Source organism: Sphingomonas adhaesiva (assembly GCF_036946125.1).
In the GTDB taxonomy this organism is placed as follows: Bacteria; Pseudomonadota; Alphaproteobacteria; order Sphingomonadales; family Sphingomonadaceae; genus Sphingomonas; species Sphingomonas adhaesiva_A.
Map to the genome: position 1 here is coordinate 350,896 of NZ_JAQIJT010000001.1, position 14,889 is coordinate 365,784.

The 14,889-nt window shown below is 70.1% G+C and carries 12 protein-coding genes; 7 read left to right on the top strand and 5 right to left on the bottom strand.

Annotated features, from left to right (window positions below; translation table 11 throughout):
• Positions 1-15: 15 nt before the first annotated feature.
• Positions 16-1,641, bottom strand: coding sequence for a S10 family peptidase (locus tag PGN23_RS01690; protein ID WP_443019737.1), 1,626 nt, complete (start codon positions 1,639-1,641; stop codon positions 16-18).
• A 96-nt stretch (positions 1,642-1,737) separates the two neighbouring features.
• On the opposite strand from PGN23_RS01690, the gene PGN23_RS01695 reads away from it, so the two are divergent.
• Positions 1,738-2,133 (top strand): hypothetical protein, encoded by a 396-nt coding sequence (locus PGN23_RS01695; protein WP_335301118.1) that lies wholly within the window; start codon positions 1,738-1,740, stop codon positions 2,131-2,133.
• On the opposite strand, the gene PGN23_RS01700 is transcribed toward PGN23_RS01695, so the two are convergent.
• Complete coding sequence (locus PGN23_RS01700) at positions 2,130-3,128, bottom strand: ligase-associated DNA damage response exonuclease (protein ID WP_335301119.1); 999 nt, start codon at positions 3,126-3,128, stop codon at positions 2,130-2,132. The two genes, PGN23_RS01695 and PGN23_RS01700, sit on opposite strands and share 4 nt — an antisense overlap.
• Positions 3,129-3,204: 76 nt before the next feature.
• On the opposite strand from PGN23_RS01700, the gene PGN23_RS01705 reads away from it, so the two are divergent.
• The 4 genes from PGN23_RS01705 to PGN23_RS01720 all read left to right on the top strand — a co-directional run bounded on the left by PGN23_RS01705 (position 3,205) and on the right by PGN23_RS01720 (position 8,573).
• Positions 3,205-3,384 carry a hypothetical protein gene (locus tag PGN23_RS01705; protein ID WP_335301120.1) on the top strand — a complete coding sequence of 60 codons (180 nt, stop codon included), beginning with the start codon at positions 3,205-3,207 and terminating at the stop codon, positions 3,382-3,384.
• Between the two features lie 313 nt (positions 3,385-3,697).
• Positions 3,698-6,106 (top strand): ligase-associated DNA damage response DEXH box helicase, encoded by a 2,409-nt coding sequence (locus PGN23_RS01710; RefSeq protein WP_335301121.1) that lies wholly within the window; start codon positions 3,698-3,700, stop codon positions 6,104-6,106.
• A gap of 83 nt (positions 6,107-6,189) precedes the next feature.
• Positions 6,190-7,113, top strand: coding sequence for a retroviral-like aspartic protease family protein (locus PGN23_RS01715; protein ID WP_335301122.1), 924 nt, complete (start codon positions 6,190-6,192; stop codon positions 7,111-7,113).
• Between the two features lie 62 nt (positions 7,114-7,175).
• A complete protein-coding gene (locus tag PGN23_RS01720) occupies positions 7,176-8,573 on the top strand; it encodes a M20/M25/M40 family metallo-hydrolase (protein WP_335301123.1) in 1,398 nt (465 codons plus the stop codon).
• 104 nt (positions 8,574-8,677) lie between these two features.
• Here the strand turns inward: PGN23_RS01720 and PGN23_RS01725 are convergent, their stop codons facing one another.
• The 3 genes from PGN23_RS01725 to PGN23_RS01735 form a co-directional block, all read right to left on the bottom strand.
• Positions 8,678-9,928, bottom strand: coding sequence for a sensor histidine kinase (locus PGN23_RS01725; RefSeq protein WP_335301124.1), 1,251 nt, complete (start codon positions 9,926-9,928; stop codon positions 8,678-8,680).
• A 113-nt stretch (positions 9,929-10,041) separates the two neighbouring features.
• Positions 10,042-10,728, bottom strand: coding sequence for a response regulator transcription factor (locus PGN23_RS01730; RefSeq protein ID WP_335301125.1), 687 nt, complete (start codon positions 10,726-10,728; stop codon positions 10,042-10,044).
• Positions 10,694-11,155: a PDZ domain-containing protein gene (locus tag PGN23_RS01735; protein WP_335301126.1), complete on the bottom strand. Its 462-nt coding sequence runs from the start codon at positions 11,153-11,155 to the stop codon at positions 10,694-10,696. Before PGN23_RS01735 ends, PGN23_RS01730 begins: the two co-directional genes overlap by 35 nt.
• Positions 11,156-11,264: 109 nt before the next feature.
• Here PGN23_RS01735 and PGN23_RS01740 point away from each other — a divergent pair, with 109 nt between their 5' ends.
• Together PGN23_RS01740 and PGN23_RS01745 are read left to right on the top strand one after the other, a co-directional pair.
• Positions 11,265-11,444: a hypothetical protein gene (locus PGN23_RS01740; RefSeq protein ID WP_335301127.1), complete on the top strand. Its 180-nt coding sequence runs from the start codon at positions 11,265-11,267 to the stop codon at positions 11,442-11,444.
• Between the two features lie 105 nt (positions 11,445-11,549).
• On the top strand, positions 11,550-14,876 hold the full coding sequence (locus tag PGN23_RS01745) for a glycosyltransferase (RefSeq protein ID WP_335301128.1): 3,327 nt from the start codon (positions 11,550-11,552) through the stop codon (positions 14,874-14,876).
• The last annotated feature ends 13 nt before the right edge of the window (positions 14,877-14,889 follow it).

Sequence of the window (14,889 nt, forward strand, 5' to 3'; positions counted from 1 at the left end):
GTGACGAAGGGACGCTCAGTTCGGCCCGGTGGCCGGTCCCTCGCTCGCCGCCACCGTCGGCGTGACCGGCGGTGTCCCCGACAGGGCGACCGCCACCGCGCGGTCGTACCATGCCGCCAGGTCGCGCTTCATCGTCACCAGCGCCTCGGGGTTGAGATAGATCATGTGCCCGCCCGGATAGTAGGTGAAGCGCAGGTTCGGGCGCTGCGACGGCTCCAGCATCATGTGCCCCAGGTCGTTCTCGGTCCCGAAGAACGGCGTCGCCATGTCGTACCAGCCGTTCATCGACAGCACTTGCAGGTACGGGTTGGCGCGCATCGCCGCGGCGAGATCGATCGCGGTGTTGGGATTGTTCTGCTGCCCCATGCGGTTGGGGGCGTCGTGCCTCCAGTTCCACGTCCAGCCCGCCGCGTCGCGTGCCGACAGCCGGTACGGCATCTCGGTCCTGTAGCCGAGCCGATGGGTCACGTAATCCTGGAAGCTGCCGATGAAGGCGCCGCTGATCGCCTCCGACGACACGTCGGTTTCCGGCCGCTCGCCGGCGGCATCGCTGTCGGTGCCGATGTAGCGCGAATCGAATCGGCCAACGACGCGGCGCTGGTCGCGCAGCAGCTCCTTCTGGAACCGCGGCAGATCGACGCGCAGATTGGCGCGCTTGACGAAGTCCGCCGACAGGCCGGTCAGCTCGCTCATGCGCTGCGCCACCTGGTCGCGCTCCGCGGCGCCGATGTCCTGCCCCTTGGCCAGCGCGGACATGTACGCGCCGGTCGCGAACTCGCGCGCCTGCTGGACCGCGGTGGCGACGTCGGCGGGGCGGTTGGGCAGCCGGTTGTGGTACCATGCGGTCGCCGCATAGCTGGGCAGGTAGTTGATATAGACCTGATCCAGCCCCGGCTGGCGATAGCCGTAGTTCATGATCGAGCTGAACAGCACCACCCCGTTCAGCGCCATGCCGCGCTCCTGCAGCTGATACGCCAGCGCGCCCGAGCGCAGCGTGCCGTAGCTTTCGCCGAAGAGGAACTTGGGGCTGTTCCAGCGCCCGAACTTGGTCGCGTAGCGCAGGATCGCCTTCGCGAAGGCGTCGGCATCCTCGTCCACGCCATAGAAGGCGGAGGGCCTCATATCGCCCAGCGGACGCGAATAGCCCGCGCCGATCGCATCGAGGAACACCATGTCGGTCTTGTCGAGCAGCGTATAGGGGTTCGGCGCGACGTCATAGGGTGCCGGGCGGATGAACTCCGGGTTGCCGGTCTGGAGCCGAACCGGCGCGAACGATCCCATGTGCAGCCAGAAGGTCGGGCTGCCCGGGCCGCCGTTGTAGAAGAAGGTGACCGGGCGCTTCGTCCCCGGCTTCGTCCCGTCCAGCGTGTAGGCGGTGTAGAACATCGACGCGGTCGGCTTCCCCTCCAGATCGCGCAGCGTCAGCGTGCCCGCGGTCGCGGTATAGCCCAGCCGCTTGCCCGCCACCGTCACGCTGCCGGTCGATCGCTCCTCGCGCTCCTCGATCGGGGCGTTGGCATAGCTCGATTCGACCGCATCGCGTTGCGCCTCGGCGTTGCTGTTCGACGATCTGGCCGCCCTGTCCTGCGCGACGGCGGGACAGGAAGCCAGCAACAGTCCGGTGGCGAGCGCGACACGCATCATATTTCTTCCGTTCTTCATCGACATGCCCCGTCATCGACCGTACGGCCCCCGGGCGTCAACGACTGCTTAACCACGTTGCGGCATCGTAACGGCATGAACGGCACGTTCCATTTCCGGGTCGATCCCGAACGCAATCTGATCGTCACGACGATCGACGGCTTCTTCGACGAAGACGTGTACGCCCGGTACATGGAGGCGCGCGCCGCGGCGTTCCGCGAGTTGCGCTGCGGTCCCAACGAACATCTGTCGCTGTCCGACCTGCGCGGGATGAACATCCAGTCGCAGGACATCGTCGCGGCCTTCTCCGCGATGCTGGCACAGCCGACCTATCAGTCGAAACGGCTGGGCCTCGTCATCGGATCGTCGCTGGCGCGGATGCAGCTGAGCCGGGCGCTGGGGACGCGAGCCGGGGGCAATGCCCGGGTGTTCGAGCACTATGACGACGCGGAGCATTGGGTGCTTACGGGCGAGATCCGCGACCCGGCCTAATCGTCCTCGTCCTCGAACCCGACCAGCGCCAGGGCGCGCGCGCGGATCTGGCGCGTCATGCACCAATGCACCAGCGCTTCCTCGCGCCCGTGCGTCACCCATACCTCGCGCGGGGAGATTTCGGTCAGCGTCTCCGTCAGTTCGTCCCAGTCGGCGTGGTCGGAGAGGATCAGCGGCAGCTCGATATTCTTCTGCCGCGCGCGCTGGCGCACCCGCATCCAGCCCGAGGCCATCGCGGTGATCGGGTCGGGCAGCCGCCGCGACCAGCGGTCGTTGAGCGCGGAGGGCGGGCACATCACGACATGCCCCGCCATCGCCGCCTTCGGCACCCCCGTCGCGGGGATGAGCTCGCCCAGGCGGACGCCCAGCTCCTCGTAGAGATCGCACAGCCGCTGGAGCGCGCCGTGGATGTAGATCGGCGCCTCGTGCCCCCGCGCCCGCAATTCCGCGATCACGCGCTGCGCCTTGCCCAGCGCATAGGCGCCGACCACCACGCACCGGGTCGGATTGGCGCGGAGCCGCGCGATCAGCTTGTCGATCTCGTCCCCGGTGTCCGGGTGGCGGAAGACGGGAAGCCCGAACGTCGCCTCGGTAATGAAGACGTCGCACGCGACCGGCTGAAACGATGCGCAGGTCGGATCGGCGCGGCGCTTGTAGTCGCCCGACACCACGACGCGCTCGCCGCGGTGGTCGAGCACGATCTGCGCCGAGCCCAGCACATGCCCCGCGGGGACGAAACCGATCGTGACGTCGCCCATCGTGATGCTGCCGCCGTACGGCACGGGGTTGCCCGCCTGCGGACCGTAGCGCGCGTCCATGATCGCGAGCGTCTCCGGCGTCGCCCATACCGCGCCGTGCCCGCCGCGCGCATGGTCGGCATGACCGTGCGTCACCAGCGCGCGCGGCCGCGGGACGGAGGGGTCAACCCACGCATCGGCGGGCCGGACGTAGATGCCGGTCGGATGCGGTTCCAGCCAATCGCCCAGCGTCGCCATCTCCCGTGAACCCGCGACGCGGCGGATCGTATCCCCGCACCCGCTCGTTGATGGCGCACACGACGGGAGAAAGACGATGGTCGGAGATGGCCTGTGGAGTTTCGTGGTGATCGCCGGGCCGATCATCCTGGGGCTGGCGCTGCTGTACGCAATCCTGCGCAACCGCCGCACCCGCGAGCAGGAGGCGCGCACCGAGCAGGCGACGCACGAGCTGTATCGCGAAACCTCGGCAGAGGATCGCATCCATACGCCTTGAACGAGTTCACGCGGAGGCGCGGAGGCGCGGAGGGGTTGCGCATCGGGGCATGTCCTGGCCTTCACGGCGATGGGTTCGCGCGGAGCCGCAGAGGACGCAGAGGAAAGGTGCCGCAGGCCGATACATCTTCCTCCGCAAGCGTAACGATGCTGCTGCCGCGGACCCTTCCCGCTAGCGCGTGCTCTGCGCGAACATCACTACTGCGCTGGCGGGGAGCACGATCGTGTCACCAAAAGCGCGCCTCTCCGCGTCTCCGCGCCTCCGCGTGAACATCACTCTGGCGGCACGCCCCCCGGCTTCCTAGATCAACGACTTGTCCGCGCTGCCCCCCGCCCTCTCCGACTGGTTCGCGCGCCGTGGATGGCAACCGCGGCGGCATCAGCTGGCGATGCTGGAGGAGGCGCGCGCCGGGCGCCACGCGCTGCTGATCGCCGCCACGGGCGCGGGCAAGACGCTCGCCGGCTTTCTGCCCACCCTCGCCGAGCTGATCGACGCGCCGACCGAGGGCCTCCACACGCTCTACGTGTCGCCGCTGAAGGCGCTGGCGGTCGACATCCAGCGCAACCTCGTCACGCCCGTAGACGAAATGGGTGTGGCCATCCGCGTCGAGACCCGCACCGGCGACACGCCGTCCGACCGCAAGGCGCGGCAGCGCGTCAAGCCGCCGCACATCCTGCTCACCACGCCCGAATCGCTCTCGCTGCTGCTCAGCTATCCCGATGCCGCGACGATGTTCGCCGGGCTGCGCACGATCGTGGTGGACGAGGTCCACGCGTTCGCCACCGGCAAGCGCGGCGACCTGCTGGCGCTGTGCATGGCGCGGCTGCAGCGGATCGCGCCCGCGCTGCGCCGGGTCGCGCTGTCCGCCACGGTCGCCGACCCGGACGGCTATCGCGCCTGGCTGGCCCCCGACGGCGACATCGACCGCGTCGCGCTGGTGGAGGGCGACACGGGCGTCGATCCCGACATCGCCATCCTGCTACCCCAGGGCCGCGTGCCCTGGGCAGGCCATTCGGGCCGCTACGCCGCCGAGCAGGTGATGGCGGAGATCGAGACGCATCGCACCTCGATCGTCTTCTGCAACACCCGCAGCCTCGCCGAGCTGATCTTCCAGGACCTGTGGAAGGCGAATGCGATGCAGCTGCCGATCGGCATCCACCACGGCAGCCTGGAAAAGGAAGCGCGCCGCAAGGTGGAGGGCGCGATGGCGGCGGGGCGGCTGCGCGCGCTGGTCGCCACCGCCAGTCTCGACCTGGGGGTCGACTGGGGCGATGTCGATTGCGTGATCCAGATGGGCGCGCCCAAGGGATCGTCGCGCCTCCTCCAGCGGATCGGCCGCTCCAACCACCGGCTGGACATGGCGAGCGAGGCGATCCTCGTCCCCGGCAACCGCTTCGAATATCTGGAGGCGCGCGCCGCGCTGGACGCGGTGGAGGCGGGCGAACTGGACGCCGACGTCTTCCGCATGGGGGCGCTCGATGTGCTGGCGCAGCACGTCATGGCCTGTGCCTGCGCCGCGCCGTTCGATCAGGCCGAAATGCTGGACGAAATCCGCTCCGCGCTCCCCTATTCGGCCCTGACCGACGAGCTGTTCGACCGCGTGCTCGGCTTCATCCGCGATGGCGGCTATTCGCTGCGCGCCTATGATCGCTTCAAGCGGCTGACGCAGGATGCGGACGGCAAATGGCGTGTCAGCCATCCGAAGTTCGTCGCCCAGCATCGCCTCAACGCCGGGATCATCGTCGAGGCGACGATGCTCAAGGTCCGCTTCCGCAACGGCCGCGCGCTCGGCAAGGTGGAGGAAGGCTTCGCCTCGACGCTCAGCCACGGCGACACGTTCTTCTTCGCCGGGCTGAGCCTGGAGGTGGAGAAGATCGACACCGAGGATCTGATCGTCCGCGCCACGTCGCGGCCGGCGCGCATCCCGACGTACGGCGGCAGCCGGATGCCGCTGTCGACGAACCTCGCCAACCGTGTCCGCCATTTCCTGTTCGAGCCCGGCGAGTGGCACCGCTTCCCGGACGACGTGCGCGAATGGCTGGAGATCCAGCAGCGCCGCTCCACCCTGCCCGCCCCCGATCAGCTGCTGGTGGAAACCTTCCCGCGCGAGGGCCGGCATTACATGGTCGCCTACAGTTTCGAGGGCTGGAACGCGCACCAGTCGCTCGGCATGCTGGTGACCAAGCGGATGGAGACGATGGGACTGAAGCCGCTGGGCTTCGTCGCGAACGATTATGCGATCGCCTGCTACGGGCTGGAGCGGGTGGAGGACCCCGCCGCACTGTTCTCCGCCGACATCCTGGAGCATGAATTCGTCGAATGGGTCGAGCGATCGCACCTGCTCAAGCGTGCGTTCCGAGAGGTGGCGGTGATCGGCGGGCTGGTCGAGCGCCAGCATCCCGGCAAGCGCAAGACCGGCAAGCAGGTCACCTTCTCCACCGATCTCATCTACGACGTGCTGCGCAAGTACGAACCGGGGCACGTGCTGCTGGAGGCCGCCTGGGCCGACGCGCGCGCGCGGATGACCGATGTCGGCCGCCTCGCCAACCTGCTCGAGCGCGCCGCCGATACGATGGTGCACGTCGACCTGCCGCGCGTCACTCCGCTCGCGGTGCCGGTCCTGACGCTGATCGGTCGTGAGAAGGTCGCCACCGGCAGCGCCGACGACGCGCTGCTGATCGAGGCGGAGGCGCTGGCAGCTGAGGCGATGACGCTGGACTGAGCCCCCCGTCCTTCCGGCGGCGGCGGGGACGACGCGGTGGTTCGCGCTGGCAGAACGGCCGGATCGGGCGTAGCATGGACGCCATGGAGAGGTGGATCGCGCTGGCGCTGATGGCGGTGGCCGCGCCCGCGGCGGCGCAGGAGGCGGTCGCGCCTGCGCCGGCCGCCGAACCCCCGGGCGAGGACCTGTCCTTCCTCACCGCCGACACCCGCATGACCGTGCCGGTCCAGATCGCCGGCGCCGGGCCCTACGACTTCGTCATCGACACCGGTGCGCAGCGCAGCGTCATCTCGCGCCAGCTGGCGCGGCACCTGGGCCTGCCGGCGGGGCGGCGCGTCCGGCTGACGGCGATGGCGGGGACCAGCGAGGTCGACACCGTCATCGTCCCCTCGCTGTCGGTCAGCACGCTGGGCGGCCAGCAGATCGAGGCGCCCGCGCTGGAGGCCAACAACCTCGGCGCGCCCGGCATGCTCGGCATCGACACGCTCCAGGGGCATGCGCTGGCGATCGATTTCGATACCGAGCGGATGACGGTCGTCCCCACCGAACGCCGCCGCACCCGCCCCGCGGGCCCCGACGAGATCGTGATCCAGGCACGCGACATGTTCGGCCAGCTGGTCGTCACCAACGCGACCGTCGCGGGGCGGCGGGTGCGCGTGGTGCTCGACACCGGCACCGCGGTCAGCCTGGGCAACCCCGCGCTGCTCCGGCTGCTGGGCAAGCAGCGCAAGGGTGAGCCGGCGATCTTCACCAGCGTGCTGGGGCAGCAGCTGATCGGCGACTATGCGGTACTGCGCGAGATGACGCTGGGCAGCGCCACGATCCGCTCGCTCACCGTCGCCTTCGCCGATGCCGCGCCGTTCCGTGCCTTCGGCCTCCGCGACAAGCCCGCGATCCTGCTCGGCATGGACGCGCTGCGGCTGTTCCGCCGGGTGCGGATCGATTTCGCCAATCGCGAACTCCGGCTGGTGATGCCGCGCGACGCCATCCGCGCTTCCCCCTCCTAACCAGTTGCGCGGCGCGACTTTCGCTGCGACGTTCCCGCCCGAGAGAATGCAAGGGAGAGCGCATGCGCAAGGTGGGTTTGATCGCCGCGGCCGTGATGGCGGCGGTGCCGGTGGCAGCGGGAGCGCAGGCGCGCGCGGACGAAAAGGCGTTCTTCGACCTCTACAAGGAGATGGTCGAAACCAACACCGTCGCGAAGGTCGGCAGCTGCACCAAGGCCGCGGCGCAGGTGGGCGCGCGGCTGAAGGCGGCCGGCTATGCCGATGGCGACATCACCTATTTCTCGGTCCCCGAGCATCCCCAGGACGGCGGCATCGTCGCCGTGCTCAAGGGGACCGACGCGGGCGTGAAGCCGATGCTGCTGCTCGGGCACCTCGACGTGGTCGAGGCGAAGCGCGCCGACTGGCAGCGCGATCCGTTCACGCTCGTCGAGGAGGGCGGCTATTATTATGCCCGCGGCACCGTCGATGACAAGGCGATGTCCGCGATCTGGGCCGACGCCATGGTCCGCTTCAAGCAGCAGGGCTACCGCCCGAAGCGCACGATCAAGCTGGCGCTGACCTGCGGCGAGGAGACGACCTGGGCCTTCAACGGCGCGCAGTGGCTGGCGCAGAACAAGCCCGACCTGATCGCCGCCGAATTCGCGCTGAACGAGGGCGGCGGCGGGCTGCTCGATGCCAAGGGCAGGCGCCAGCTGCTGAGCGTCCAGGTGGGCGAGAAGGCGGCGCAGAACTATACGCTGCTGGCGACCAACCCCGGCGGGCACAGCTCGGCGCCGACGCCGGAAAATGCCATCTACGAGCTGGCCGACGCGATCAAGGCGGTGCAGGGCTACGAATTTCCGGTGAAGTTCACCGACACCACCCGCGCCTTCTTCGCCGCCAATGCCAGGATGCGCGGCGGCGAGCTGGGCGGCGCGATCACCCGGCTGCTCGCCGATCCGCAGGACAAGGCGGCGGATGCGATCGTCAGCCGCGACAAGGTCATGCACTCGACGCTGCGCACCACCTGCGTCGCGACACTGGTCGAGGCGGGCCATGCGGAGAACGCGCTGCCGCAGCGCGCCACCGCGAACGTCAACTGCCGCATCTTCCCCGGCGAGACGGTCGATACCACGCTCGCGACGCTGAAGGAGTTGGCCGGGCCCAAGGTGACGGTCACCGCCAACCAGCCGATCCGCCCGATCGCGGTCCCCCCGGCGCTCGACCCGAAGATCATCGGGCCGATGGAGGCGGTCGCGAAGAAGCACTTCCCCGGCGTGCCGATGCTGCCGACCATGTCGACCGGCGCCACCGACGGCATCTTCCTGGAGGCGATCGGCATCCCGGTCTATGGCGCGCCGGGCACGTTCCTCGATCCCGACTTCAACGGCATCCATGGCCTGAACGAGCGTATCCGGGTGTCGTCGCTGTACGGCGCGCGCGATTATCTGTTCGATCTGGTGAAGGCCTACGCGGGGTAGGAAGGGCCAGTCGGCCCGCCCCCGGCGTCCCGTCACCCCGGCCTCGTGCCGGGGTCCAGGGCTCCGCAAACCGTCAGGCGTGAGGCGCGGGAAGCCCGTGACGATCACACCGGCAGATCGATCGCCACCACCAGCCCGGGCGCAGCATCGCCCAGCCGGACCGCGCCGCCGTGCAGCCGCGCCACCGCCGCGACCAGCGACAGGCCCAGCCCCGCGCCGGTGCCGCTGCGCGCGCTGTCGAGCCGCCCGAACCGCCGCAGCGCCGCCTCGCGATCATGGGGCGCGATGCCGTCCCCCCGATCGGCCACCGACACCGTGACCATGCCCGGCGCGGTCGTCAGCGCCAGCGTGATCGTGCCCGCGCCGTATTTCAGCGCATTGTCGACCAGATTGCCCAGCGCCTGCCCCAGCAGTTCGCGGTGGACCGCCAGCACCACGCCGGACGCCGCCGCGACACGGATGTCGCGCCCGGCATCCTCCGCCACGGGGCCGTAGATCTCGGCGATATCCTCCAGCTCGCCCCCCAGGTCGACCGCGGTGAAGCTCTCGGTGCCGATCCCCGCCTCGGCACGGGTGATGCGCAGCGCGGTCTCGACCAGCGCCAGCAGCCGCTCGCCCTCCGCCAGCGCGCGATCGACCGCCTCCAGCGCGGCAGGCTCGGTCACCACCACCGCCGCGCGCTCCAGCGCGGAGCGCAGCCGGGTCAGCGGCGATTTCAGGTCGTGGGCCAGACCGTCGGTCGCGATCTTCAGCTCAACCACCAGCGCCTCGACCCGGTCGAGCATCGCGTTCACCGAGCCGGCGAGATCGGCGAAGGCATCTCCCGTCGCATCCGCGGGCACGCGGCGCGACAGGTCGCCGTCGCGTACCGCCCCCAGCGTCGCCACCGTCGTCTCCAGCCGTAGCACGATCATCCGTGCCGCCAGCCACGATGCCAGCGCGGCGAAGGCGACGGCGAGCGACAGCGCGAACAGCATCGCCGCCTCCAGCACGCGCACCGCGCGCCGCTCGCCCTCGACCACGCTGCCGGTCAGCAGCCGGCGACCGCCGGGCAGCGCGGTGGCGCGCACCCACATCGCCTCGGGCAGCGGGCGTCCGATGCGGTACAGCTCGACCGCGCCGGCGTGGGCGTCGGTCGCGACATTGGGCGGCCAGGCCGACAGGTTTCCCGCGATCGGCCGGCCCGCGGCATCGGCCAGCAGCAGCACGGTGCCGGGCGTCAGGTTGCGCGTCACGCGCTGCGCCACCGTATCGGCCAGCGCCGCATCGCCGCTGTCCTGCCGCACCGTCAGCAGGTCCTGCCGCAGCACCTCCGCGCTGGCCGCCGCGCCGGCGAACACCTGTCCGCGCACCATCGTACGCAGCGCGAACAGCAGCGTCCCCGCCGCCGCGATCTGGAGCAGGAAGACCAGGGCGGCGAAACGGAAGGTCGTGGAACGCAGGAACGTGCCCCGCCCCGACGCGCGGCTCAGGGCTCCACCCCCAGCCGATAGCCCGCACCCCGCACCGTATGCAGCAGCGGCGAGGCGAACCCCTCGTCCACCTTCTTGCGCAGCCGGCTGAGGTGGACGTCGATCACGTTCGTGCCGGGGTCGAAGTGATAGTCCCACACGCCCTCCAGCAACATCGTACGCGTCACCACCTGCTCGGCATGGCGCAGCATATATTCCAGCAGCCGGAACTCGCGTGGTTGCAGCTCGATCGTCTTGCCCGCCCGCGTCACGCGACGCGCCAGCAGGTCCATCGACAGGTCGCCGCACGACAGCACCGTCTGCACCGCGGGCGCGCTGGTGCCGCGCCGGATCAGCAGCTTGATCCGCGCCAGCAGCTCCGCGAACGCGAACGGCTTGACCAGATAATCGTCCGACCCGCCGGTCAGACCCTTCACCCGGTCCTCGGGCGATCCCAGCGCCGACAGGATGATGACCGGCGTCTCGATCTGTGACGCGCGCAGGGCGGCGAGCACCGCCATCCCGTCCATCCCCGGCAGCATCCGGTCGAGCACGATGCAGTCGTAGCTGCCGTCGGTGGCATGGAACAGGCCGTCGCGCCCGTTGGCGGCGCGATCGACGACATAGCCTTCCTCGGTCAGCCCCTTCGAGACGAAGTCGGCCGTGGTGTCATCGTCCTCTACCAGCAGGATCTTTGCCGACACGCTTCGTCTCCCCTTGCGCTGCGAGCGCCCGTGCCAGCGTCACGTGCACCGCCTGCATGCCGCGCCGGACACGCAGGTCGACGCTGTCGCCTGATGCCACCGCTTGCTCGATCGGGGCAAGCGAGGTCGCACCGCGACCGTCGACCGCTTCCATGACGTCACCCACCTGCAACCCGGCACGCTCCGCCACCCCGCCCGCCCGCAGCGAGGTGACGGTCAGCGCCGCGGGCGCACCGCCCGCCGGCATCGCCACGGTCGCGCCCAGGACGTCGGCGTCGGGTATCCGCGACGCGTGCAGCACGCGCACCGACATGAACGCCCCCACCAGCGCCACCGCAAGAAAGATCAGCAGCGCATGACGCAGCTGGCGCAGCGCATTGCCGGCACGCCGATCATGGGGTTCGACAGGGAGGCGGAGGTGCTCCATCCGGCTTTTCTAGCCGCTCAGCCCTGTGCACGACGTGGGCGCAAGATGACGGATCGCTCATCTTTCCGACAGCGCCCCGCCAGCCGCGCGCGCGCATAGCGGACGCATCATGCCACATGCCCCCGCTCCGCTGACCGACACCTGCGAATCCGGCCGCCACCTGCCCGGCACGCGGATCGTGACCGATGCGCGCGGGCTTCAGCACACGCGCTGCCGCCGCTGCGGCTGCGAGCTGGCGCGCATCCCCGCCATCCGGCGCTGGTACCAGTCGGGCATGCTGGGCGACTGACGACCGCACCCAGCATGACGAAACGGTAAGCCGCCGCCCAGCCCCGCCTCATCCACGAGCGCGTAACAGCGCATCATCTTCGACATCGTCATCCCGGAACCCACCATGGCCGATCCCATCTTCTTCGATCCTACCGGCAGGCGCAGCCGCCGGTCGCGCCGCGTGCTGGCCACGTTGCTGGGGATCGTTTTGATCGCCGCGATCGCCTTTGCCACCACGCTGATGATGGTCCGTCCGGCGCGCGACCTGGCGCTGCCGCTGCCCCAGGCGCGCGCCGCCGCCGCGCACGGGGCCGATGCGCCGCGCGGGCTGGCCCGCTGGCTGCCGCATCGCACGACCAGGGCGACGAACAGCGCGGAGCTGGACGTCGGCTTCTACGTGCCCGGTGACGATGCCAGCATCGCCTCGCTGCGCCGCCATGTCGGCGCGCTCGACTGGGTCGTTCCCGCCACCGTCGCGATCGCCGGGCCGCAGCACAAGGTGACGGTGGAGCCGGACCCGAAGTTCGATCGCATGATCGCCGCGATGCCGCATCCGCCCAAGGTGCTGCCCATGGTGCAGAATTTCGACAACGACCGGGCCGAGGGCGACTGGGACGGCGCCGGCGCCGCGTCGCTGCTGGCGAGCCCGGCGAAGCGCGACCTGTTCGCGCACCAGCTGGCGACGATGGTCGCTGAGCGCCACCAGGGCGGCGTGGTGATGGATTTCGAGGCGCTGCCGGCGTCCGCGATGCGCGACTACCTGACCTTCCTGCGCACGCTCCGCGCGGCGCTACCCGCGGGCAGCCAGTTGGCGGTGACCGCGCCGGCGGAGGACGAGGCGTGGCCGCTCGCGGCGCTGGCGCAGGTGTCCGACCGCGTCATCTTCATGGCCTATGACCAGCATTGGGAGGGCGGGCAGGCCGGCCCGATCGCGGCGCAGGGCTGGTTCGTCCGGCAGGTCGAGGATGCGAAGCGCAGGATCGGCGCGAACAAGCTGATCGTGGCGCTGGGCAGCTACGCCTATGACTGGCACGGCGACGACACCGATGCGCTGTCGATCGAGGAGGCCTGGCTGGCGGCGCACGACAGCAGCGCGCCGATCACCTTCGACAAGGCCAGCGGCAACGCCGCCTTCGCCTATGACGAGAACGGCCAGCACCACGACATCTGGATGATGGACGCCGCGACCAGCTGGAACCAGCTGCGCGCGCTCGACAGCATGGGACTGCGCGACGTCGCGATGTGGCGGCTGGGCAGCGAGGATCCGGGTTTCTGGAACGACCTCGCCGCGTTCCGCGCGCACAGGCTGCCCGACCTGCGCCGGATCGATTCGTCGCTCAATACCGACGTGGAGGGATCGGGCGAGATCCTGCGCATCACCGCCACGCCGACGACCGGGCAGCGGCTGCTGCGCGTCGATGCACAGAACATCGTCCGCGACGAACGTTATGCCGCGCTGCCGACGCCCTATGTCGTCCAGCGCACCGGCGCGGCCAACCCGAAGCTGCTGGCGCTGACCTTCGACGACGGACCCGACGCCACCTGGACCCCCCGCATCCTGAACGTGCTGGAGGCCGCGCACGTCCCCGCGACCTTCTTCGTCATCGGCGAGAATGCGCTGGCGCACCCCGCGCTCCTCAACCGCATCGTCAGCGACGGCAGCGAACTGGGCAACCACAGCTACACCCATCCCAACATGGCGACGCTGGGCCCGAGCGGCACCGCGCTGGAGATGAACGCGACGCAGCGGCTGGTGCAGGCCTATACCGGGCGGATGCTGACGCTGTTCCGCGCGCCCTATTTCGGCGATGCGGAGCCGACCACCGCGGACGAGCTCGGGCCGGCGCTGGCGGCGCAGCGCGCGGGCTATACCGTCGTCGGGCTGCACGTCGATCCAAACGACTGGCAGCGTCCCGGCACCGACGCGATCGTCCAGCAGGTCGTCGACCAGGTGCACGGCGCGACGCCGACCAATTCGGCCAACGTCATCCTGCTCCACGACGGCGGCGGCGATCGGTCGCAGACGGTGGCGGCGCTGCCGCGCATCATCGCGACGCTGCGTAGCGAGGGCTATACCTTCGTCCCGGTATCGCAGCTGGTCGGGCTGACTCCGGCGCAGGCGATGCCGCCGGTCGCCGGGCACGACCTGTGGGCGGTGCGGACCGATGTCGCGGTGTTCATCGCGCTCGCCGCGGTGACGGCGGTGATCGCGTGGCTGTTCTACATCGCCATCTCGCTCGGCATCGCGCGCGCGCTGATGATGACCGGGCTGGCATGGGTGCAGGCACGCCGCCGCCGCGCCGAACCGCCGGTGTTCACCCCGACCGTCTCGGTCGTGATCCCGGCCTATAACGAGGAACGCGTGATCGTCGCCTCGGTCGAGCGGGTGCTGTCGAGCGACTATCCCGGGCTCCAGGTCATCGTCGCCGATGACGGATCGAAGGACGCGACCAGCCATCTGGTCCGTGAGGCGTTCGGCGACGATCCGCGCGTCCAGTTGCTGACTCTGGTCAACGGCGGCAAGGCCGCGGCGCTCAACCGCGCGCTGCAGGAGGCCACCGGCGAGGTCATCATCGCGCTCGACGCCGATACCCAGTTCGAGCCGGCGACGATCCGTCGCCTCGCGCGCTGGTTCGTCGATCCGCGCATCGGCGCGGTCGCGGGCGATGCGCGCGTCGGCAACCGTATCAACCTGGTCACCCGCTGGCAGGCGGTCGAATATATCACCGCACAGAACCTGGAGCGTCGCGCGCTCGCCGGGTTCGACGCGATGACCGTGGTGCCCGGCGCGGTCGGGGCGTGGCGGCGCGCGGCGCTGGACTCGGTCGGCGGCTATCCCGAGGATACGCTGGCCGAGGATCAGGACCTGACGATCGCGATCCAGCGCGCCGGCTGGCGCGTGACCTACGATCCCGCCGCGATCGCCTGGACCGAGGCGCCTGAGACGTTCCGTGCGCTCGCCAAGCAGCGCTTCCGCTGGGCGTTCGGCACGCTGCAATGCCTGTGGAAGCATCGTGGCGTGCTGCGCCGGCGCAAGCCGTCGGGGCTGGCGCTGGTCGGGATGCCGCAGGCGTGGCTGTTCCAGATCGTTTTCGCCGCCATCTCGCCGCTGATCGATCTGGCGCTGCTGCTGTCGATCGTCGGCACCTTCGTCCGGGTGATGCAGCACGGCTGGGCGCAGACCGCGGGCGACGTGTCGACCATGGGGCTCTACTGGCTCGCCTTCACCGCGATCGACGTGGCGTGCGGCGCGATGGCCTATCGCCTCGACGGCCACAAGATCCGCTATCCGGCGCTGCTGCTGGTCGCGCAGCGGCTGGTCTATCGCCAGATCATGTACGGCGTGGTCCTGCGCGCCATCGCCGCGGCGGTACGCGGGCGGATCGTCGGCTGGGGCAAGCTGGAGCGCAGCGGGCGCGTCGACGGGGGGCCGGCGGTGGCAAGCCATTGATCTCGGGACTCCG